Source organism: Neomoorella carbonis (genome assembly GCF_045278715.1).
Taxonomy (GTDB): domain Bacteria; phylum Bacillota; class DSM-521; order Neomoorellales; family Neomoorellaceae; genus Neomoorella; species Neomoorella carbonis.
On record NZ_CP136420.1, the window covers coordinates 1,031,446 to 1,053,541 of the forward strand.

Sequence of the window (22,096 nt, forward strand, 5' to 3'; positions counted from 1 at the left end):
CAATGCACTGGGGAATGGTTATCGACTTGCGCAGGTGCATCGGCTGCCATGCTTGCACCGTTGCCTGCCAGATTGAAAATAACCTACCGCTAAACGAACGCTGGAATAAAGTGTTTACCGTAGGGCCTGAAGGGGAATTCCCTCTGGTGACCTCACACTTTTTGCCGCGGCCGTGTATGCACTGCCAGGATGCCCCTTGTGTCGATGGCTGTCCTACCGGGGCCAGCCAGAGACGGCCCGACGGGATTATCATTGTCGACGGCGAGCGTTGCATTGGCTGCAAGTTCTGCATGCTGGTATGCCCCTATGGTGTACGCCAGTTCGCGGCAGAGAAGGGCATCGTGCAGAAGTGTCACCTGTGTTATGAACGGCTGGAGCGGGGAGAAATGCCCCGCTGTGTCGAAACCTGCCAGCTGAAAGCCCGCCATGCCGGTGATTTAGACGACCCCGGCAGCGAAGTGGCGGCACTTATTAAACAGGCCAATGCCCGGCCGCTGTACCCATATCTGGGTACGAAACCCTCGGTGTATTATATTTTTCCCTAGGAGGTAGCTGTTATGGAGGATAAACAGGCAATTTGGGGCGGGCTGGCTGCCGGTTACTTCTTTTGCGCCGCCTTCGGGGCCATGGTTTTTGCCGTCATCGCTTTTCTGGATATTATAACCTCGCCCCTTGCTGGTGAGGTAAGTGGCCCCGGCAGTTTCCTGGGCCTGGTAGCTGCCGGCCTGGGCGGCCTGTTATTACTTGCCGAGCTGGGCAATAAAAAGCGATTTCTTTTAGTTTTCAGCCGTATGCAGTCAATTATGACTAAAGGCGCCCTGTTTTTAAGCTGCTTCATAGTACTGGCGGCAATATATACCAGCTTTTGGTTTGATATCTTTCCCTGGGCCGGGGAAAATGCCGGGCGGCGGATTATCGGGTTCCTGGGCATAATTTTTGCCGTGGCCCTGGTAATTTACCCGGGTTTAGAGCTGGGCGAAGCCCGGGGCCGCTCCTTCTGGAACGGCAGCGCCCTGGTACCCCTGTGGCTGGCGGCAGCCCTTACTTCCGGTTTGGCCGGCGTAATCCTGGTGGCGGCGGTGACCGGGGCGTCACCATCACCAACTATTGCTATTCTGGATAAAGTCCTCCTGGCCTTGATCATCACCCAGATAATCTTAATCGCGACTTATATCCTGGGGATGCACCGCGCGGCCCTTGAGGAAGCCCGCCGGTCGACGGCAATGCTTGTCACCGGCAAGTTGAAAAATATTTTCTGGTGGGGGATTGTTATTTGTGGTCACCTCATCCCTTGCCTCCTTTACTTCGGTGGCAGCGGCGCCGGTATCCTGGCCGTAAAATCATTGTTTGTTCTGGCAGGGGAAGTCTGTCTGCGAGTTGCATTTCTCCAGGTTGGCGTCCGGGTAAGCCTTCCCGGTGAAGATAACGAGTGGTACCAGGAAGAGGAAATAGCCGTCCTGGCCGCACGTCTGGAGCAGACATGGCAGGAAAGGGCGGCCTGGCTTAATGGCAAATGATTTGCGGGCACGGGCGGAAGTGACCCTGGCCAGGCCCGAAGACGGCCCGGAGTTACAGGCATTATTGCAGGACTGGGGGATGGACCTGGCCGGGGAACCGGAAGAACACGCTGTGATCAAGGTGGACGGGAGAATTTTTGCGGGAGGTAAAATAACCTGGCTGGGGGAAAATTCTTTTCACCTGGAATTGCTGGCGGTGAAGAGAGAAGCCAGGGGCCAGGGATTAGGAGGAATGTTGCTTTTGGAGTTAATAAAAAAGCCCTGGGCCTACTGTGGCAGTTTGCTGAACGGGAAGTTTAGTACTTATCGCGTTACGAATATTGCCAGGGGGGAAGCGGCAGGGTTTTACCGCCAGTACGGCTTTCGCCACTGTCTTTTTTCCGACCTAGCAAAAGCTTACCAGGAGCAGTGCGACGGTTGCCCGGAGAGGGAAGCTTGCCGGCCGGTGCCCATGATTTATATACAGGAGGTTAGTTAGTTGCGCCAAGCATTAATTGTCTTCACTAAAGTCCCCAGGAAAGGTGATATTAAGACCCGTCTGACAAAGGAAAAAGGCGGGATTTTAACACCCGAAGAAGCGAAAATTCTCTATGAGGCCTGTCTCCTTGATGTTATCGAAGTTGCCATGGCGGCCTGCGAGGACGAGGGTGCCGAACTCTGGATCTGTCATGATGCCGCCGGCGACGGCGCCTACCTCCAATCCCTCCTTAAAAGCCTGGCCCGTCCGGAAAAGGTAAAGGGTGTCTTTGCCGACAAGGGTGGTTCCTTCGATGACTGCATGCAGTTTGCTGCCGATTATATACTCAAACCGCAAGAGGGAACAAGAAAGGCCGATAGTGTTATTATCATTGGCGGGGATTTGCCGACGCTGCAGCCGGTTACTCTGAAAAAAGCTTTTACCGCGTTAGCCAGGTTCAGTCAAAGCGAGGCCGGACGGGAAGCAGTGCGGCAGGCTGGTAGCCATTCCACACCGGACATGGGGGCGGCCCTTGTCGAGGCGCCATGCCAGGAGGGGGGATTTTCCCTTGTAGGCTATACCAGGACTACACCCTTTGATTTTTACGGCGTATTTTACAACAGCGATGGCATTACGGCCCTGGATATGCTGGTTAATAAAGCGGTGGCAAAAAAGATACCTTTTACCGCCCTGGAAATGGTTCCCGATGTAGATATCCCCATCGATTTAGCAAGCATCATTCCCGTACTGCGTTCCCTGGAACTTGCCGCTGCGACTGATGCTGACGTGATGGTGCCCCGCCGCACCATGGCAGTCCTGAGGGAGCTGGGTCTTGAAGCCACCGCCCTGCCGCCGGAGCGGTAGCGGATTGTCTGGTGATTGATCGCATTAATTAAAAAGACAAATTATGACCAAGTTAACAAATCAAGGAAAGGATGGATGACTTGAACGTTGCCAGAGAGGTCGCCGGCAGCGGTGATGGGCCACGCCGGGAAATAGCAGAAAAATGTACTGCCTGTGGTCAATGTATTGCTTCATGCCTGCTATTGGAGGAGATTGGCGAAGCACCCCTTGAGATTGCCGGTCGGGGAGCAACAGTAGAGGAAGCTTTTTCCTGCTCCCTATGCGAACTATGCACCGCTGTATGCCCGGCAGGTCTGTCCCCGGCGGGCATGTTTGCCGCTAAACGCACCGAAGCAGTAGCAAACGGAGAATTTCCTATATACGATTATCGCTACCTTTACCCGGACCGGGAGCTTAATACTTGCAAACTATACCGCGAAAAGTACAACATTCATTACCAGGAGCTGCCCGTTGATCAAGAAGGCGAGGCAGCCTTTTTCCCGGGGTGCACTATGTTGACTTATGGCTCGGATTTAACCAGGGCTGCCTTTCACCACCTGGCGAGGCTCTGGCCACGCATGACCCTTTTAACCGACTGCTGTGGTAAACCCCTTTACCAGATGGGTTTAAAGGAACGCGGGGAAAACTATACTGCCTACCTTAAAAATAAACTAAAAAAACTGGCTGTAAAGATATTAATCACCGCCTGCCCCAACTGTTTTTACGAGCTGCGTAACCGGCTGGTGCCGGAAGGCATTGAGGTCATGACCATCTACGAGAACTGGGGACCCGGAGCAGCCGGGACGACATTAGTTACCATTCATGATTCCTGTCCTGACCGCCATGAAGGCATCTTCGCCCGGCAGGTACGTGAGGCCTTGATGAATAGCGGCTACCGCTTGGTTGAGATGGAACACTACGGGGCGAACACCTTCTGTTGTGGCAGCGGCGGCCAGGTAAGCCACTTTCGTCCTGACCTGGCCATGGCCTTGACCAACCGCCGCCTGGAAGAGGCAGGTAATACCGGAGCCGGGATCCTGGCGGGATACTGCTTGAGCTGCGTTCTTAATTTCGCTCGCGATGCCAACGGGCTCAAGGTGCGACATGTCCTTGATTTGTTGTTCGGTCAGGAAAAGGATTACAGTGAAATTAAAAAAAGGGCAAAGGCTCTTTATACCGGGCCCGAAGGCGAAGAAAACTGGCGGCGGGTAATGGCGGAATAACTATTGCAGTAAAGGGAGAGAAACCGGTGGATAACCAGCAACTCGCTAGCATTTATAAAGACATATTAGCCCTGCGTTGGGAGCCGGTAGCAGTGCGGTTACTGCGTCCCGGTGAGGCCATACCCGCAGGGGTTACAGAACCCACGGCAACCTTGCGTCACTGCCAGGCCATTATTGCTGCCAGGCGGGGGTGGAGTTTGTATATGCCGCCGCGCCGGCACGCCTGCCCCGACGGGGCGGCCATTATGGGCCTCATACCCATGCCGCCCAAACTGCAGTCGGGGGAATTATACCTCCTGTTTAAAAAGCTGCCTACCCTGGAATGTGCCCGGAAGATGATCGTCGTCCGGCCTTGTTTTCCGGCCGGCAGCTACGAGGCCACCATGGTGGCGCCCTTGAGTAAAGCCAACTTTGAAGCCGACGTGGTAATCTTCACCCTGTGGCCGGAGCAGGCCATGTGGCTTTGCTGCGCCCAATCGTATAACAGCGGTGAACGGCAGAGCTTTAACACCTCGGGTTATAACTCCACCTGTGCCGACCTTACTGTACAGCCCATGCAGACAGGGAAAATGAATATTTCCTTCGGTTGTTACGGCAGCCGCGCTGCCAGTGACATAAGCGATTTTGAGCTTTATCTCTCTCTGCCGGCTGCCCAGCTGGAGATTGTGGCCCGTTCGCTGCAAAAACTGGCACAGAAAAGCATACCTGAAGCGCGCCATAAAATCTATATGCCGCCCGTTATGGAAAAAGTAGGCGTCCAAAAGAAGAATACCTGGGATGTCCCGGCGATTCAGATCAACATCGATGCTGCCAACTGTTTAGGAGAAGGCCTGTGTGCCGACTTTTGCCCCTACGGCGTGTTCGTTATGGAAGAACAAGACGGCCGCCCGGTACCAATTGTCAAGAACCCGGAGCGTTGTACTGCCTGCTACACCTGCGTAGGCCAGTGTCCGGCAGGGGTTATCCAGGTTTTGCAGCAATAGTATACCCCGCGGGTACCGGTCCATAGGTAAAAAGAAGACGTTAATTTTATCTACGGAGGGGACAGCAATTTTGGAAAAAAGAATTATAATCAGAGATATTCTCAACAAATGCCTGGACGGTGGGATACCTACCAGGGAAGAGGCAATAGCCTTAGTGCAGGTTGAGCTGGACAGCGAAGAATTTTATTCCCTTTGCTATGTGGCTAATAAACTTAGCCGGGAGCACTTCGGCAATAAAGGCGATGTCGTTGCCCAGATCGGGCTTGATTATGCTCCTTGCTCCCGCAATTGCGGTTTTTGTTCTTTCGGTCGTGATGCAGGAGTAGTCAAGGAACGCCTGGAATGGGATGCGGATACAGTTGTAAAAGCAGCCCTGGCCATGGTAGAAGCAGGGGCTAACGGCATCTACCTCATGACGACGGCTGATTACCCATTCAAGAAATTTATCGACATTGCTGCCGCAGTACGCGAAGCCGTGCAGGACGATATTCCGTTAATAGCTAATATAGGTGATTTTAATTATGAGCAGGCGCAAAAATTAAAGGAGGTTGGTTTTTCCGCCGTTTATCATGCCCTCAGGTTAAGGGAAGGGACAGATACCGGTATTCCCAGAACGAAGCGCGAGGAGACAATTGCCAACGCCAGGGCCGCCGGCCTGGCTGTCCAGGTGTGCCTTGAGCCTGTAGGTCCGGAGCATACTCCCGAAGAAATGGTTGAGCAGATGTTCTGGGCCAGGGAGATTGGCGCCACCTTTAACGGGGCCATGAAAAGGACGGCAGTCCCGGGGACACGCCTGGCAGGCCTCGGGGAGATATCTTTCCGGGAGTTGGCACGCCTGATTGCCGTTACGCGCCTGGTGATGGGCGACCGGGCCACTGCCCACTGTACCCATGAGCCCAACCTGCCGGCCCTGATGGCGGGGGCCAATCTTATCTGGGCCGAAGCCGGGCCGAACCCCAGGGATGTCCTGCCTGATACCGCTGCCGGGCGGGGCCAGAGCGTAAGGAAATGTCAGGAAATACTTTTTGAAGCCGGATACGATCTGCGGCAGGGCGCCACCCCTTCTGCCTATCCTGCCGGTTAAAGGGGAGGGAGAAAGAATGGCGGCGACCTTTAAACTCCTCGGTACCGGCGCCGGTCCGGGAGTACCGTCCTTTTATTGCAACTGTGCTGCCTGTCAGGAGGCCAGGGAAAATCCACGCTTTAGCCGGACGCGGAGCGGGGCCATCCTGGATTTGGGAGAGAAGAAAATTCTTATCGACGCGTCGCCGGACTTACGTCACCAGCTTTTGCGGGAAAAGATTGATGAGCTATCATGTATTTTTCTCACTCACTGGCACTACGACCATTTTGGCGGTTTGGGTGAAGTGGAATTCTATGTTCGGCTGGTGCGTCATGAACCTTTAACCCTGTACCTGCCGCCCAGCGCCGTAGAGGAATATCAGGCCGCCTTTCCGCACCTTCAGGATGTCCTGGTACCTGAACCATGGCAGTTTGGACGCAGCTATGACTTTGTCAGGGCGACTCTTACCCCCTTACCGGCCAACCACAGTATCGAAACAGCAGGCATGCTCGTGGTGGGTAAAAAGAGCCTTGCCTACTTTACTGACACCTGCGGCCTGCCGGCGGAAACTTTGCAGCGGGTACAGGGTGTAGACATCCTGATCTGTGACGCCACTTTTCACGGTGAAAACTGGTATCCCCATAGCCACATGTCGGTAGAACAGGCCATTGCCCTGGGCCGCGCAACAGGGGCGGGGAAAACGATTCTCACCCACCTTGCCATGCATTACAGCCAGGCGGTCACCGTGCGTCAACTGGAGCAAGAAATAGCTTCTTATCCCGGGGTTTCCCTGGCTTTTGACGGCCTGGAGCTAGAACTGTAGTCCATTTAAGGCCAACCATGCCTTTTGCGCCCAGGCCGGGTCGGCCAGCAGGGCCCGGCCGATGCCAACCAGATCGGCCCGCCCCTGCCGGATAACCATATTGGCAAACTGGGGCGTTTTAATGCCACCCGTCACTATAACCGGCACCCTGGCTACAGGTTTGATGGCATCGGCCATATAAAGGAAGAACCCTTGCGGTCCCTGTTTTATATAGCCTCCCAGCCCCCCCGAAAGGTCAATAACGTCTACCCCGGCATCTTCCAGCAGGGGGATAATCCGGCAACTTTCTTCAAGATTTAGGCCACCTTCCACGCGATCGTCGGCACCAAGGCGGTAAAAAACGGTGTAGTCCGGACCTACTGCTTCCCGCACGGCATGGACGACCTCCAGGGGGAAACGCAGGCGGTTTTCCAGGGAGCCGCCGTAAGCATCACGGCGGCGGTTGGTGAGGGGTGAAAGAAACTGGTTCAAAAGATAGCCGTGGGCGCCGTGGATTTCTACGAGGTCAAAGCCGGCTTTCTTGGCCCTGGCGGCAGCCAGGGCAAATTTTTCAGTTAACTCTTTAATCTCCTTAACTGTTAGTTCATGGGGGCGTTCTTCAAAGGGGCTATATAATTCTTCAGCTTTTCCAGGCCCATCTTTTTGCTTCTGGGACAATTGCCGGGAACGGCGGGGTAGAAATGGGAGAGGTATGCCTGAAGGGGCCACGGCATTTTCCAGGACTCTCGCACCCGCATGGTTGATTTGAATACCGGCAATCGCACCTACGGAGCGGATCTTAGCTGCCAGCTTAGTAAGGCCGGGTAAGAGACGGTCGTGGTAAATGCCTAGTTGTTTGGGATGGGCCTGGCCTTCCTCGCTAATATAAGCATGTTCTACAATGATGAGGCCTACACCGGCGCGGGTGTTCGCCCCGGCAAACTTTTGTCCAGCGTCATAGGTGCTGCCACCATGATAAGCCCTGGCCCGGAGGGTGTAGTGTTCAAGCATTTCCGGGGTTATCTCGCCCTCGGAAGCAGCGATGCCGAGGGCCATGGGGGGCATGACGATTCGATTGGGCAGGGTAAGGCCTTTAATTTTCAACGGAGAAAATAGGTGTGTACTATACATCTGTAACCATCCTTAAATAATTTGCGAATCTGTTTATTATGTAAGGTAGCGGTAACATGTTAATCTCGCCTCAGGATATCTAATTTCGGCACCCCCCATCTTTTATCCTTGCATTTTTCGCTGCCATTATACCACTTTACAACGAATACAGGATCTCCTATGCTGACGCCTCTGCCATTGCTTTAGCCAAAGAAATTGGTGGGGAGTTTGTTGCTCGCGACCCCGAAATAATTGAGGTTTGTATTTCGGGGTATTTTCTTTTACATCAAATACCTTTAGAGTGGCATAATAACCTTCCTGCGGGTCAAATCGAAACATATGCGGCCGGGGAAGCAGGAAAAGACAATAATTCTGTCGAAACCCATAAAAGTTAGGCAGGATAATAGTAAAACCTGTAACCAGCAGTTCCAGAAAGGAAGGGAAATAGGGATGCGAGTCGCTACCGACATTGGCGGTACCTTTACCGATCTGGTCTACCTGGATGAGAATACCGGCCGGGTAGGGGTAGCCAAAACAGATACCACTCCGCCGGAGTTTGAGCAGGGGGTAATCAACGCCATCAAGAAAGCCGGCATACCGGAGGCGGGGATAAATTTTTTTGTCCACGGCACTACCGTTATAATCAACGCCCTGACGGAGCGTAAAGGGGCCCGGACCGGCCTCATTACCACCAAAGGCTTTCGCGATGTCCTCGAACTGGGCCGCTCCAACCGGGCGGATATTTACAATGTGTACTATAAAAAGCCCGTTCCCTTTGTGCCCCGTTACCTGCGGCTGGAAGTGGAAGAGCGCATCAACTACAAAGGTGAGGTCCTCGTCCCCTTAAAGGAAGATGACGTGCGGCGCTGTATCGCCCAGTTCAAAAAGGAAGGCGTGGAGGCCATTGGTATTTGTTTCCTCCACGCTTACGCCAACCCCGAGCATGAGCGCCGGTGCGCGGAGATTATTCGCCGCGAGTGGCCGGAAGTAGATATCACTGTTTCCCACGAGATCAGCAAAGAATGGCGCGAGTACGAGCGCACCAGCACCACCGTCCTGAACAGTTATGTGCAACCCGTAGCCGCCAGGTATATCGACTCCCTGGACCGGGAATTAAATAAACTCCAGGTCAGCAACAGGCGCTATATCATGCAGTCCAACGGCGGCACCACTTCCTTTGCCCGGGCGAAGAAAGCGCCCATTAACATGGTTGAGTCCGGGCCGGTGGCCGGCGTCTTCGGCGCGGCCGTTCTAGGGAAGATGATCGGGGAAAAGAATATCATCGCCCTGGATATCGGCGGTACCACCGCCAAATGTTCCCTGATTGAGAACGGCGAGATGAAGGTGACTACCGACTACAAGATCGAGTGGTCGCGGGAGTCCGCCGGGTATCCCATTAAAATCCCTGTGGTAGATATTATTGAAATCGGCGCCGGCGGCGGGAGCATCGCCTGGATTGATGAAGCAGGATCCTTACACGTTGGTCCCCGGAGCGCCGGCGCCCTGCCCGGACCGGTGGCCTACGGCCGCGGCGGCACCGAACCCACGGTAACCGACGCCAACCTGATTACCGGCCGGATTAACCCGGAGTACTTCCTGGGGGGAGAGATAAAAGTCGATCTGGCAGGGGCCAGGGAGGCCATGGCCAGGATTGCCGCCCCCTTCAATCTGACTGTCGAGGACGCCGCCCTGGGCGTTATCCGCCTGGCCAACGCCAACATGATTAATGCCCTGAAACTCATCTCCGTCCGGCGGGGTTATGACCCCCGTGACTTTACCCTGGTGGCTTTTGGCGGCGGCGGTTCCATGCACGCCGCGGCCCTGGCCCGGGAGTTGAAGATCAAAAAAGTTTTAATTCCCGTAGCCACGTCCGTCTTCTCCGCCTGGGGCATGCTGATGACCGATCTGCGGTACGATTTGATCCAGACGACCATCCGCCGCACCAATAGCATCACCCCGGCGGAATTGCAGGCCATCTGGGACTCCCTGGAGAAGGAGGCGGTTCGGTACTTCCAGCAGGAAAATATGGAGGCAACCGACCTCGTCTTCTCTCGTTTTGCCGATATGCGCTACCTGGGCCAGGAACATACAGTGAAGGTACCCGTACCCGGCGGCAGGCTCGATGCCGCGGCCATCAAAGTGATCGAAGAGCGCTTCCATGCCCTCCACGAACAACACTATACCTTCCGGCTGGAGGATTCCCAGATTGAATTTGTGAATTTCCACCTGACTACCTTCGGCCGGGTAAAGAAGCCGGAACTGGCCCGGCTGCAAACCGGCTCCGCCGACGCCGCCAGGGCTCTGAAAGGCTATCGCCCGGTACACTTCGACGCAGAAGGGTGGCAGGAGAGCGCTATTTATGAACGGAGCCTTTTAGGTGCCGGGGCTGTCATCAACGGCCCGGCGGTGGTTGAAGAACCGGCCTCATCCACCCTCCTTTTCCCGGGCCAAAAGCTAACTGTCGATCCTTACGGCAACCTGATTATTGAAACGGGGGTGTAACTTGTAGCTATGGAAGAAAAGAAACGCACCGGCGCTCTGCGGGATGTTGATCCCTTTACCGTGGAAATTATCAAGGATTCCCTGATAGCCATCGGCGATGAGATGTTTGTGGCCCTCCAGCGCACCAGCAAGAGCACCATTATTTACGAGGTCCTCGACTATGCCTGCGGCCTTACCGACAACCAGGCCCGGTTAATTACCCAGGGCAACGGGGTGACCGGTTTTCTGGGCACGCTGGATTTTTCCGTCAAGGACACCATCAATAAATTTGCTGCCCGGGGCCTCTTGAACCCCGGGGATGTCATTATCACCAACGATCCTTACGGCGGCGGCGGTACTCACCTCTCCGACGTCTGCCTGGTCATGCCCATCTTCTATGACGGGGAAATTGTAGCCTATTCGGCCAACAAAGCCCACTGGACCGAAGTGGGAGGCAAGGACCCGGGCAGCTGGACAACCGACTCTACCGAGGTTTACCAGGAGGGGCTGCAGTTTCCCTGCATTAAAATATTCGAAGGCGGCAAGCCAATCCAGAGTCTGGTGGATCTCATCGCCGCCAACGTGCGCATGCCGGATATGACCCTGGGGGACCTCTGGGCCGGGGTCGCCGCCCTGCGGGTAGGCGAGAGACGGTTCGTAGAGCTATGCGATAAATACGGCAAGGACCTGGTCCTGGCCAGCATTGAGCAGCTCCTGGACAACGGGGAACGGCTGGTGCGCCTGGAATTAGCCAAGTTGCCCAAGGGCGTGTACGAGGCTGAAGACTACATCGACGATGACGGCCTGGGTAACGGACCCTTCCGGGTCTGCGTCAAAGTGACCATTACTGACGACGAGTTCATCTGTGACTTCCGGGGCACCCATCCCCAGGTGCCCGGGCCGGTGAATTGTAGCTATACCGGGCTGGTGGCCGGGGCGCGCTGCATCTTTAAAGCCATTACCAACCCGGCCATACCTGCCAATGAGGGGACCTTCCGGCCCCTGAAGATCATTACCGAGCCCCGGACCATTTTTACGGCCGAGCGGCCTGCCGCCGTTTCCACCTACTGGGAGACTATGCTCTACGTCACCGATCTCATCTGGAAGGCCCTGGCGCCGGCTATACCGGAGCGTTTAACGGCGGGGCACTTCCTCAGCGTCTGCGCCGATGTCGTGGCCAATATCCATCCCGACACCGGCGAACTGGCCCTCCTGGTGGAACCAACGGCCGGGGGCTGGGGTGCCGGCAAATATAAAGACGGCGAGAACGGCATGGTCTGCATCGGCGACGGTGAAACCTATATTATCCCTGTGGAGGTCGCCGAAACACGTTACGGTTTTCTGGTTGACCAGTACGCTTTAAATACCGCCGGTGGCGGAGCCGGCGAGAACCGTGGCGGCGCCGGGGTCATCCGCGACTACCGTATCCTGGCTGATGAGGCTTACTTAACCGCCACTTTCGGACGACACAAGTACCTGCCCTGGGGCATGAACGGCGGCAAACCGGGCACGCGGAATGAAGTACGGGTTATTTCAGCCCACGGCGAACCGGAACGGGTCTTTGGCAAATGCGCCCGCCTGCGCCTGCGCCGCAATGATGTAGTCCGCCTGATTACCGGCTGCGGCGGCGGTTACGGCAACCCTTATCGTCGACCGGTGGAGAAGGTCCGGGAGGATGTCCGCAACGGCTATATCACCCTGACCCAGGCCTGGGAAGATTACGGCGTGCGCCTCAATCCGGAAACTTTGGCAGTTGAAGAGCTGGCCCCCCAGCGGCAAGATAATTAAAGCCAAGGATTAGAGTAAAGGCCCGGTGCCGGTTTTACCCGACCGCCGGGCTTTTATCATCCCTTTTACTGGCGGGCAGGAGATTATCGTGGGGTGGCTTTTTAGCGGGAGAAAATTACTTTCTGGTATTGTAGCCCTTTGGATGTTGGTCACGCTTACCTTAATGGCTGGGATATACATTATTTACAAAGGATTTTCCCGACTTTATCAGTTGAAACTCTAGAACCCGCATAAAACCTAGAAAAAAAGAAAATGAGGTACGCATTTTGCCACTACGTCTGGCCGTGCCAGCGGGAAGCAAACTCCTCCACACGGGTTACATTTCCCGGCGTACAATCCGCATCAGGCGCAAGATCTTTTTGCTCAATTCGGTACTCCTGGTCTTGATGAAGAAGGCTTCTCCTTCGATCTCTACCTCGGCAAAGTTGAGGGAGTTTAACGCTTCCCGGATTTCTGCCGGCGAGGCTTTTTCTCCAGCTTGCTGGAGCTTGCATTCCAGCGTGCGTTCGAGTAGAAAGGCTAGAAAGCAAATCACAAAGTGTCCCTTAATACGCCTTTCGGTCCAGTGGAAAACCGGCCGGACTTCCAGGGTGCTTTTCATGACGCGGAAAGATTCTTCAATCCGCTACAGGTTATGGTAAGCATCCAGGATGTCTTTGGCACTCATTTCTTTCTCGCTGGTCTGGATGCCGTAATAACTGTCAAATTGTTTGTCCCGGGCAATGGCTTCTTCGTCCAGTACCCATGTCCCGGTACAATCTACTTCTTTGAGGTATTTCTTGCCGCCGCGTTTGTTACTGGCCTGCATCTTGACCTTGCTTTCTAAAAGGGTTTGGGCTTTTTCTATTAACCTTTCCCGGTCGGCCCGGTCTTTTTCCGCCCGCCCGCTGGAGTAGGTGATAACTAGTTTTTCGGGCAACTTGTATTTTTTCCCCTCAGCGGTGAATTCGTTTATGTACTCGATAACTTTGTAGCGGATAACTTCTTCGCCATCAGTTATTTCCTGGTAGCCGTCCTCGTCTAATATCACATCGGTAATCTTTTTCTTCATGCTCTTGATGCGGGCGGCAAAGATGTAGCTGTAGCCCCGTTCCTTAAACCTAGATTTTATGCGGGTTCGCCAATATGCTCAGGCGGTGACCTGGATTTTGGTTTACCCACTTGATGTAGCGAGGAGCCACAAAACTGGAGGTGACCGAAATTAGCGGCGACCAGTACGGTGCGGAACTTGGTTTACCGAATTTTTAGCCCTGTGGCTTGTGAACGGTATTTGTTAGGAGTTATACCCACCCGCTGGCGGAATAGGCGGCTGAAATAATTCGCATCCGGATAGCCTACCTTTTTAGCGATCGCTGCTACGGTATCATCGGTTGTAAGAAGGAGACTCTTGGCCTTTTCTAAGCGTAATCTGGTAAGATACTCCCAAAAGTTTATTCCTTGCTTGCATTTAAAGAGGCGACTAAAATAGAATTCGCTAAGGTGAACCTGTCGCGCTACATCTTTAAGGGAAATAGGTTCAGCAAAATGTTCTTTAATATAGTATTTGGCGTAGTTGATTAACTTATCTTGCACAGAAGTGCAATTCACGCATGCCAGGCACTTGTCTATGACTCCTTTTAACCATATTTCCATCGCTTCAACTGTTTGAGCTAAGGCAAGGCCTTCCAGAAATGAGCTGCTGTATATCTCCAAATATTCAGGTCCGACGCCACTCTCGAGGAGTGAACGGGTAAGTACCGCCGTTAGCTGAAGTATGTAAGTACGCATAAGTTCTACATCGCCGTTAGTAAATCTGACTAATTCTTGCCAGAATTGACAAAATATTGCCTGGGCTCCCTGGGCGTCACCCGTATACACTTTTTCCAACAGGTGCTTCTCACTTTGATATGGATAAGGTGTTGTTCTAGTACAGGGACGACGGAAGTATTCGCTGGCTACTACTTCATTTGAACGAAGGAATCTCTTGTACTGCACGTCATGCAGCGCAGACACGTAAGAATGGTATACTGTTGAGAGATCATTGCAAATGGTTCCTGCACCTACGGTTACCGAACAAGGTGTTGAGATGGCAACTTCATGGCGCAACCTTTCTTCGAGGCCTATATTTGATGTGTCTGGTATAAAGGCGCCAGACAGACATACCAAGACCACAAACCTATTGCTACCAAGCTGTGCTACCAGTGCCCTTGTTGTGGCTCTACTCGCCCTCAAGAGAGCTTGATGAACCTCCTGTTTCAGTAATTGTTGTTCGACGTGGTTTAGAGTGTTTACAGGCAACCGATCAATTTCTACCACAAAAACCTGATATGGTCCTGCGATAAGACCTAGTAATGTAGCACGTTCTTCTAAGTTTTGTAGCTCCCCAAATTGACTGTTGACAAGTTCCAGTACAAAGCACGTTTCGATAAATGGCAACACCTGCTGCAAATCACGCCGCGAAGTTTTTCCTCTTGCTGCCTCGGCAACGGCTGGTATTTGCTCGTGGTATAGCCTGTCGACTACGCGTATAATTTCCTGGGGCCGAGCAGGTTTGAGCAGGTATTCACTTACCCCCAGTGTAAGTGCCTGACAGGCGAAGTCGAAGTCATCATAGGCAGTTAGGATTACAACCTTCGTTTCGGGCGACACATCCTTCAGTACCTGCGTAGTCTTTAGGCCATTTAGCCCGGGCATGTGGATGTCCATGAAAACGATGTTGGGTTGGAGTTCCCTGGCAAGCTGCAAAGCCTTGCGTCCCGTTCCCGCCTCTCCCACCACCTTCATCTGGGGGCGTTCACGTTCAAGGATGAACCTAATGGCTTCTCGTTCCAGCGGTTCATCATCCACTACCATTACCTTAACCACTTATTTCATCTCCTTTGCTCGATAAGGGAAAACAAGTATGATCTTGGTTCCTTCATCCAGCCTGCTTTCCACATTCCAATGGAACTCTGAGCCAAAATGATACTGTAGGCGTTTATAAACACTATTCATACCTAATCCTGTAAGATGGGTGCGGTCCGAACGTTTGGACTCCAGCTGGAGGACCTCCTCGAGAACTTTCGGGGGCATTCCGAGCCCATTGTCTTCTATTTCTACCCGCACCGTCTCTTCATTTCGTAGGATCCGTATCGTGAGACGGCCGCCCTCCTCTTTACGTTCCAGACCGTGAACAATGGCATTTTCCACTAACGGTTGCAGAGTGAAGAGCGGTATCTCGCCATCCAGACAGTCTTCGTCGATATTCAATTCTACCTGGATGGTGTCACGCAACCGCGTCTGAATGATTAGCAAGTAGTGTTTAATATAGGTAAGTTCTTCGCGTAGGGTGGCCACCTGCCCAATCTTGCGTACAGTTCCTCTGAGGAGTTCTGCTAGAGCAAAGACTATCTCTTGGGTTTTAGGGGCATTTTCAAGGAGGGCCAACCGGCTGACGGCATTCAGGGTGTTGAAGAGAAAGTGGGGATTAATCTGCGATTGCAGCGCTTTCAGTTCAGCGTCTTTCAATGCTTTTTCGAGCTCCGCTCGCGCCTTGATTTCTTCCATGAGACGCATGTTTTTTTCATTGAGCTGTTCCTGGATTATAGTCATTACACCTTTTTCGGCGATATAGTTGGCCATCACGTACAAAAGTTGAGCAGAAGCCTCAACTTTGTGTCGCGGAATGATTGCAATACTTTCGTATAGTCGTTTCAGTGTTGGATCTTGGTCTATATCTATCGCAGGTTGCATGAACTGCTCAAGGGAGTCCATATCCTTCTTTTCCATTCGTACTTGCCCCGTCATAATACCCCCTAAGTACTGACCATTCACCACAATAGGAGCCGACACGTCTACGAGCCCCATATGGCAGCGATATATAAATGGTCGGCCTCTACGTACAGCCTCTAGCCCTGCATGGGCATCAGTTTGCTCACACCTGCTGCGACTCATAGGGTCCTGTCGCACCCGGGCACAGAAAGCACTGAAGTTGCTATAACGGACTATCGGCTTACCTTGGTAATCAACAATGATTGCTGCCAGACCTGTAGCCTCGGAAAAACGGTCTTGAATTTCTTGCAGCACCCTGGTGTCCACTACATTCTGAAGGTGAAAAGGATGTTTCGAGATCATTACGCGCCCTCCTAATTTCATTTTTTTGTGTATATTGCTCTTTTTATCTCTTTTTTTCTTAAGTTTAAAGTTACTAGAGCCTGTATTCCTCCATTTAGACTTACATTTAGACACCAAAAACAGGGTTTCCAACTTACACTTTGTCTCTAGGCGATACTTTCCACATTTGCCCCCTATTTTATTGCCCAAAATTTTTGAATTCGTCTTTTAATATTGGGAACCACCTTAACTACATGACAATCAATTCGCTATCACCAGGCATAATTCCTCCCATCAAGAGAGCAAGTTGTGCAGATGGCAGAAAGAAAAGCAATAAATGGCAGCAAAAAAGCAATTAAGCACGGTTTGGGTTCATTTTGTCGCCCTGGTCATTATAAAGTCGCTCCTTAATTATGACCGGATTGGCAATACATAGCAACGGCAGGGCAACAAAGGGAAGAGACAGAGACTAAAAAGTTGTCTAACTTGAACTTTTGCTTTTTAGCTATCTTACAGTCTGAATTGTCAAGTTGCAGTTACAGCAAAGTACGACAACCATGGCGCAACACGATGCGGAGGAAAAAGGAACATTTCCTCGAATTGTTGCTACACAAACAGCTGGTGGACGCACCCGCAACAACTTTGTCGAGAGGCTTCAGCAGGGCAATTCAATATCCGGAGGTGTAGATGTGACAGAAGAAAAACCGCGGGTAATCCAGGAGTACGTACCTGGAAAACAGGTAACCTTAGTCCATCTTATCGCCCATCCGGATGTTAAACTAACCGAAAAACTCGGTTTGGCACGTGATACAGCTGTGGGTATAATGACCATTACTCCCAGCGAGGCGGCTATTATTGCGGCCGATCGTGCGCTGAAGGTGGCTCCAGTAGAGATTGTGTTCGTAGACCGTTTTACCGGGTCGTTGGTAATTACGGGACCAGTTAGTGCTCTAGAAGCCGCTTTGAAGGAAGCCAATTCTTTTCTTTTCCAGCAACTTGGATTTCAACGTGCAGAACTGACGCGTTCTTAACATGAGATTATTAGTAATTGGCCCCCATGGTGTGGGCAAAACAACATTAATTCGCGCTTTGATGGGAATTCAAGGTAAAGCCCCTAAGACTCAGATGATAGAAGTTATGGGCGAATATATTGACACACCGGGGGAATACCTGGAGCTACCACGTTTCTACCGGGCCTTGCTGGTTAGCGCTCAACAAGCTGATTTGGTGCTATGGGTGGTGGCTGCTGATAAGACGAGTATACACCTCCCGCCAGGTTTTGCACGTTCCTTTTGTCGCCCGGTAATTGGGGTTATCAACAAAATTGATGTTCCTGGAGCCAACATCAAGTCGGCAAGCGAAGCCTTGGCCCAAGCAGGGGTGGAAGAACCGTACCATTTTGTTTCGGCAGTCACGGGTGCAGGACTAAATGAGCTTTGGGCGCGTTTTAAGACGTTCACCTCGTAGGAAGCCTTCTTAAGTATTGTTTACAGCATTCGTAACAGAATACATTTACATGTCAGTAAGTATCAAATTAAAATAAATAATATTTTCTTTTGTAAAGACCAGAGGGGGTGTAAATATTAAGTTTGGAAGACACTTTGTGGAGGAGGTGGGGAAAGCGAGAAACAATCTCCAATATGTTAGCGAAAGAGTTTAGAGTTACCGCAATTATTAAAGTTAATAGTTCAGAAAGGAGAGAGTAAAAGTGTCTCAAGAGGCGCTGGGAATGATCGAAACTCGTGGGTTGGTGGCAGCGATTGAGGCAGCTGACGCCATGGCGAAGGCCGCAAATGTATCCCTTGTCGGCTATGAAAAAATCGGTTCTGGCTTGGTTACCGTAATGGTGCGCGGTGATGTAGGCGCAGTCAAAGCAGCTACGGATGCAGGGGCTGCTGCGGCTCAAAAAGTGGGCGAAGTGGTTTCTGTACACGTAATTCCGCGCCCGCACTCTGATACGGAAAAGATCCTGCCGAAAGGTTAATTAGTTATTTGGGGAGGTGAAGTTTAATGCAAGAAGAAATTGTACAGCAAGTAATAAACGAAGTAAGGAAAAAATTATCGCCTAGTGAAACAGAGGCTCAAAAGACACCGGAAAAATCCATGGCTGGATTTACGGAGTATGTTGGTAATGCTTTTGGGGACACAATTGGATTGGTAATTGCCAATCTTGATCCGGTTCTTCAGGAAAAACTAGGTATTGGTGGACAATACCGTTCTATCGGTATTATTGGTTCCCGAACAGGAGCAGGTCCTCAGATTATGGCCTGTGATGAAGCTGTTAAGGCTAGCAATACCGAACTTGTAAAATTTGAACTAGCACGCGATACAAAGGGCGGCGGCGGCCATGGTACTTTAGCGATTTTTGGTGCTGAGGAGGTATCAGATGCCCGGAGGGCAGTAGAAATTGCTTTGAAAGCTTTGAGCTGGACATTTGGCGATATCTACATGAATGAAGCTGGCAATTTCTGCGAGCTTCAGTATACAGCTCGGGCAAGCTATGCACTTAACAAATATTATAATGCTCCACTAGGTAAAGCATGGGGCCTTATTGTGGGGTGTCCGGCAGGTGTGGGCGTCCTTATGGCAGATACGGCATTAAAAGCCGCTAACGTGGAGATAGTTATGCATGCCAGCCCGGCGCTCAATACCTCCTATACCAACGAATTCATGATTATGATCACTGGAGATTCCGGTGCAGTTAAACAGGCGGTCATCGCTGGTCGCGAGGTCGGTTTGAAAGCCGTAACCACTCTGGGTGGACCGCCTAAATCCTTGCAAACACCATATATCCGCTAATTCTAAGTAACGAAGAGAAAGGATGTGAGGGCAAGTGGCTTATGAGGGTAAGAAGTTTAAAAGCAAGAGATTTCAGGTACTAGCGGCTAGAGAAGTTAATAAACATAGCTTTCTCAAGGAGTGGCCTGAAAAAGGTATTATCGCCTTCCATGGCCCTAATGATCCCAAACCCAGCCTTAAGATCGAAAATGGTGTGGTAGTAGAGATGGACGGCCGTAGCCGCAAAGATTTTGATATGATTGATCAGTTTATTGCTGATTATTATATCGACAAGTCAGTGGCCGAAGAGGCGATGGCTACGGATTCGTTGAAGATTGCTAGAATGATTGTGGATCCATGTGTTCCGCGTCAGGAAATAATTCGTTTGTGCAAAGGTTTTACCCCGGCGAAATTTGTCGAGGTTGTCACCCAACTGGATGAAGTAGAAATCATTATGGGGATTCACAAGATGCGTGCCCGTAAGCGGCCGGGTATACAGTGCCACACTTGTAGCGAAAAGGATAACCCGGTGCAATTGGCGGCTGATAGCGCCGAGGCCAGACTGCGAGGGTTCGACGAGAGTGAAACTACGACCGGCGTAGCGCCTATAGCTCCTTTGAATGCCATAGGAGTATTGATAGGTGGTCAAGTGCCTCATGTGGGCTTGTTGACCCAGTGCGCGGTGGAAGAAGCATTGGAGCTATCCCTTGGCATGCGCGGGCTGACAAGTTATGCAGAAACTGTTTCCGTCTACGGGACAGAAAAGGTTTTTGCCGATGGAGATGATACCCCGTGGTCCAAGACGTTCCTTGCGGCTGCCTATGCTTCGCGCGGCCTCAAGCTGCGTTTTACTTCGGGGTCAGGGTCAGAAGTACAAATGGGGTATGCAGAAGGCAAATCAATGCTTTATCTAGAGGCTAAGTGCATCATGATCACCAAGGCCGCTGGCGTACAGGGTCTACAAAACGGAGCGATCAGTTGCATTGGTATTGCCGCCTCGGTCCCTGCCGGTGTTTATTCCATTCACGCTGAGAACCTCATAACTGCCATGTGTGATCTAGAAAACGCGTCCGGCTGCGATCAAATCTTCTCACCTTCTGACCTGCGTCGTGCTGCACGGACCTATCCGTTGATGTGGGCTGGTACGGATTTTATCTTTTCCGGTTTTGGCAGCATCCCTAACTGTGACAATATGTTTGCTGGAGCGAACTTTGACGCGGAGGATTTTGATGATTATCTAGTGGTGCAGCGCGACTTAATGGTAGATGGTGGTCTGAGACCCGTAACCGAAGAGGAGGCAATCGCAGTAAGGAATAAAGCCGCGCGTGCTATTCAGGCTGTTTTTAGGGAATTTGGGTGGCCAGAGATTACGGATGAAGAAGTCGAAGCCGCGACCTATGGTCACAGCAGCAATGACCTGCCGAAGCGAAATATCCGTGCAGACATCGATGCAGTGCAGCAAGCGATGAAGAAGGGTCTCAATGGTCTGGATATAGTTAAAGCATTAGCTAAGAACGGTTTTGAGGATGTGGCCGAAAATATTCTTAAAATGCTAAAACACAGGGTGGCTGCAGATTATCTGCAAACCTCAGCGGTTATCACTCCGGAGAACAAGGTCTTAGCAGCCATCAACAATCTGAATGACTACCAAGGGCCGGGCACGGGGTATCGTCTGCAGTTCTATCCTGAGGTATGGGAGCGGATCAAGCGCATTCCTCAGGAAATTGACCCCCAAACTTATGAAGGCTAGTAAGCTTTAAGAAAGGGGTGGCATCCGTGCAAATCAACGAAAAATTGATCGAAGAAATTGTAAACCAGGTACTGGCCCAGATATCCGCCTCTGACGCAGGCCAACGGACTGCGGAAATGAGCAGTCACGGAATGAGTTTTAAGGAGGCGGGGCCTTCCGAGGTTGGAACAAACCCTAGGGAGGTTGTAATTGGGATAGGGCCTGCCTTTGGCAAGGGTTTGCATTTTACTATTAAGAAGATTCCTCACGCCACTGTCTTGCGGGAGTTGATTGCGGGTATAGAGGAGGAAGGCTGCACGCCGCGGGTGGTACGGGTTCGGCGAACTAGCGACGTGGGGTTTATTGCTAACTATGCGGCCAAACTGTCGGGTTCTGGAATAGGGATAGGAGTGCAATCAAAGGGAACTACTGTTATTACTCAGAAGGACCTGAATCCTCTAACTAACCTTGAATTGTTCCCGTTGGCACCCATCATCACCGAAGATCGATACCGCGCTATAGGGCGTAATGCTGCCAAATACGCCAAGGGCGAGAATCCTGAGCCGGTTCCAGTTATAATTGACCAGAGTGTTCTACCCATTTACCAGCCTATTGCTGTTTTATTGCACAACAGAGAAACTAGCTTTGTGGTTGATAGGGCTGAACCTGTAGACGTTGAGGTTAAATTCGAGTAAGCGGGGGTGAACTTGAATGGAGGAAAAGAAGATTGAACAGCTGGTACGCGACGTTTTACGAGCCATGGAAAATGGGTCCTCAGGCTTTACGGGATCCCAACCTGGCGGGGTAAAGTTGAGTGTAGAGGACTATCCTTTGCAGGAGAAACGGCCGGAATTGATTAGGAGTAAGACAGGCAAAAGATTGGATGAGATCACCCTTGATGCGGTGATGAAAGGCCAAATAGGGTTTGAAGACCTTAGGATCCATCCGGATACGTTGGAATATCAGGCTCAAATTGCGGAAGCTGCCGGAAGGCCGCAATTAGCTGCCAACCTACGACGAGCTAAGGAATTAACTGCTGTGCCCGATGAAGAAGTTCTACAGCTGTATAATTCCCTTCGGCCGTATAGGTCGTCAAAAGAAGAACTTCTAGGATATGCCGAGCGGTTAGAAAAAGTTTATGGTGCTACTGCCTGCGCCAGGCTTTTCAGGGAAGCAGCTGAGGTTTACGAGAGACGTAACATGTTACGGTAGCACTTGGGGTAAATAGCCAGGGCAATGCCATTGGTGGCG

20 protein-coding genes and 1 pseudogene are annotated in these 22,096 nt (G+C 51.8%); 17 read left to right on the forward strand and 4 right to left on the reverse strand.

Annotated elements, in window-relative coordinates:
- The first annotated feature begins 2 nt into the window (after window positions 1–2).
- The 8 genes from MCACP_RS05350 to MCACP_RS05385 all read left to right on the forward strand — a co-directional run bounded on the left by MCACP_RS05350 (window position 3) and on the right by MCACP_RS05385 (window position 6,909).
- Window positions 3–545 (forward strand): 4Fe-4S dicluster domain-containing protein, encoded by a 543-nt coding sequence (locus MCACP_RS05350; RefSeq protein WP_338825447.1) that lies wholly within the window; start codon window positions 3–5, stop codon window positions 543–545.
- A gap of 12 nt (window positions 546–557) precedes the next feature.
- Window positions 558–1,517 (forward strand): NrfD/PsrC family molybdoenzyme membrane anchor subunit, encoded by a 960-nt coding sequence (gene nrfD / locus MCACP_RS05355; RefSeq protein WP_338825449.1) that lies wholly within the window; start codon window positions 558–560, stop codon window positions 1,515–1,517.
- Window positions 1,507–1,995: a GNAT family N-acetyltransferase gene (locus MCACP_RS05360; protein WP_338825450.1), complete on the forward strand. Its 489-nt coding sequence runs from the start codon at window positions 1,507–1,509 to the stop codon at window positions 1,993–1,995. The genes nrfD and MCACP_RS05360 overlap by 11 nt, the downstream gene beginning before the upstream one ends.
- Window positions 1,996–2,838, forward strand: a complete 843-nt coding sequence (locus MCACP_RS05365) for a TIGR04282 family arsenosugar biosynthesis glycosyltransferase (protein ID WP_406678336.1) — start codon at window positions 1,996–1,998, stop codon at window positions 2,836–2,838.
- An 80-nt stretch (window positions 2,839–2,918) separates the two neighbouring features.
- Window positions 2,919–4,040, forward strand: a complete 1,122-nt coding sequence (locus tag MCACP_RS05370; protein ID WP_406678337.1) for a (Fe-S)-binding protein — start codon at window positions 2,919–2,921, stop codon at window positions 4,038–4,040.
- A gap of 26 nt (window positions 4,041–4,066) precedes the next feature.
- Window positions 4,067–5,023 carry a DUF169 domain-containing protein gene (locus MCACP_RS05375; RefSeq protein ID WP_406678338.1) on the forward strand — a complete coding sequence of 319 codons (957 nt, stop codon included), beginning with the start codon at window positions 4,067–4,069 and terminating at the stop codon, window positions 5,021–5,023.
- Between the two features lie 70 nt (window positions 5,024–5,093).
- Window positions 5,094–6,107 (forward strand): radical SAM protein, encoded by a 1,014-nt coding sequence (locus tag MCACP_RS05380; protein ID WP_406678339.1) that lies wholly within the window; start codon window positions 5,094–5,096, stop codon window positions 6,105–6,107.
- Window positions 6,108–6,123: 16 nt separating this feature from the next.
- Window positions 6,124–6,909, forward strand: coding sequence for an MBL fold metallo-hydrolase (locus MCACP_RS05385; RefSeq protein ID WP_406678340.1), 786 nt, complete (start codon window positions 6,124–6,126; stop codon window positions 6,907–6,909).
- On the opposite strand, the gene MCACP_RS05390 is transcribed toward MCACP_RS05385, so the two are convergent.
- The gene (locus MCACP_RS05390; RefSeq protein ID WP_406678341.1) at window positions 6,898–7,992 is read right to left on the reverse strand and encodes an NADH:flavin oxidoreductase; all 1,095 of its coding nucleotides are present in this window, start codon (window positions 7,990–7,992) and stop codon (window positions 6,898–6,900) included. The two genes, MCACP_RS05385 and MCACP_RS05390, sit on opposite strands and share 12 nt — an antisense overlap.
- A 456-nt stretch (window positions 7,993–8,448) precedes the next feature.
- On the opposite strand from MCACP_RS05390, the gene MCACP_RS05395 reads away from it, so the two are divergent.
- On the forward strand, window positions 8,449–10,500 hold the full coding sequence (locus MCACP_RS05395) for a hydantoinase/oxoprolinase family protein (RefSeq protein WP_406678342.1): 2,052 nt from the start codon (window positions 8,449–8,451) through the stop codon (window positions 10,498–10,500).
- A 9-nt stretch (window positions 10,501–10,509) separates the two neighbouring features.
- Window positions 10,510–12,267: a hydantoinase B/oxoprolinase family protein gene (locus tag MCACP_RS05400; protein WP_406678343.1), complete on the forward strand. Its 1,758-nt coding sequence runs from the start codon at window positions 10,510–10,512 to the stop codon at window positions 12,265–12,267.
- A gap of 272 nt (window positions 12,268–12,539) precedes the next feature.
- Here MCACP_RS05400 and MCACP_RS14170 read toward each other — a convergent pair.
- From MCACP_RS14170 to MCACP_RS05420, 3 genes and pseudogenes are all read right to left on the reverse strand, one after another.
- A pseudogene (locus MCACP_RS14170) lies at window positions 12,540–13,369 on the reverse strand (IS1634 family transposase); the annotation flags it as partial.
- 131 nt (window positions 13,370–13,500) lie between these two features.
- Complete coding sequence (locus MCACP_RS05415; protein WP_406678346.1) at window positions 13,501–15,111, reverse strand: response regulator; 1,611 nt, start codon at window positions 15,109–15,111, stop codon at window positions 13,501–13,503.
- A complete protein-coding gene (locus tag MCACP_RS05420; protein ID WP_406678347.1) occupies window positions 15,112–16,359 on the reverse strand; it encodes a sensor histidine kinase in 1,248 nt (415 codons plus the stop codon).
- 668 nt (window positions 16,360–17,027) lie between these two features.
- Between MCACP_RS05420 and MCACP_RS05425 the strand changes: the two genes are divergently transcribed.
- The 7 genes from MCACP_RS05425 (at window position 17,028) to MCACP_RS05455 (ending at window position 22,057) form a co-directional block, all read left to right on the forward strand.
- Window positions 17,028–17,369, forward strand: a complete 342-nt coding sequence (locus MCACP_RS05425) for a BMC domain-containing protein (protein WP_406678687.1) — start codon at window positions 17,028–17,030, stop codon at window positions 17,367–17,369.
- A 1-nt stretch (window position 17,370) separates the two neighbouring features.
- Window positions 17,371–17,805 (forward strand): EutP/PduV family microcompartment system protein, encoded by a 435-nt coding sequence (locus tag MCACP_RS05430; RefSeq protein WP_406678348.1) that lies wholly within the window; start codon window positions 17,371–17,373, stop codon window positions 17,803–17,805.
- 241 nt (window positions 17,806–18,046) lie between these two features.
- Window positions 18,047–18,322 carry an ethanolamine utilization microcompartment protein EutM gene (gene eutM / locus MCACP_RS05435; RefSeq protein WP_406678349.1) on the forward strand — a complete coding sequence of 92 codons (276 nt, stop codon included), beginning with the start codon at window positions 18,047–18,049 and terminating at the stop codon, window positions 18,320–18,322.
- A 26-nt stretch (window positions 18,323–18,348) separates the two neighbouring features.
- Entirely contained in the window at window positions 18,349–19,137 is a 789-nt protein-coding gene (gene pduB / locus MCACP_RS05440) for a propanediol utilization microcompartment protein PduB (RefSeq protein ID WP_406678350.1), read from the forward strand.
- A 34-nt stretch (window positions 19,138–19,171) separates the two neighbouring features.
- A complete protein-coding gene (locus MCACP_RS05445) occupies window positions 19,172–20,866 on the forward strand; it encodes a propanediol/glycerol family dehydratase large subunit (protein ID WP_406678351.1) in 1,695 nt (564 codons plus the stop codon).
- Between the two features lie 26 nt (window positions 20,867–20,892).
- A complete protein-coding gene (locus tag MCACP_RS05450; RefSeq protein ID WP_406678352.1) occupies window positions 20,893–21,540 on the forward strand; it encodes a propanediol/glycerol family dehydratase medium subunit in 648 nt (215 codons plus the stop codon).
- 16 nt (window positions 21,541–21,556) lie between these two features.
- Window positions 21,557–22,057, forward strand: a complete 501-nt coding sequence (locus tag MCACP_RS05455; RefSeq protein WP_406678353.1) for a diol dehydratase small subunit — start codon at window positions 21,557–21,559, stop codon at window positions 22,055–22,057.
- Window positions 22,058–22,096: the final 39 nt, after the last annotated feature.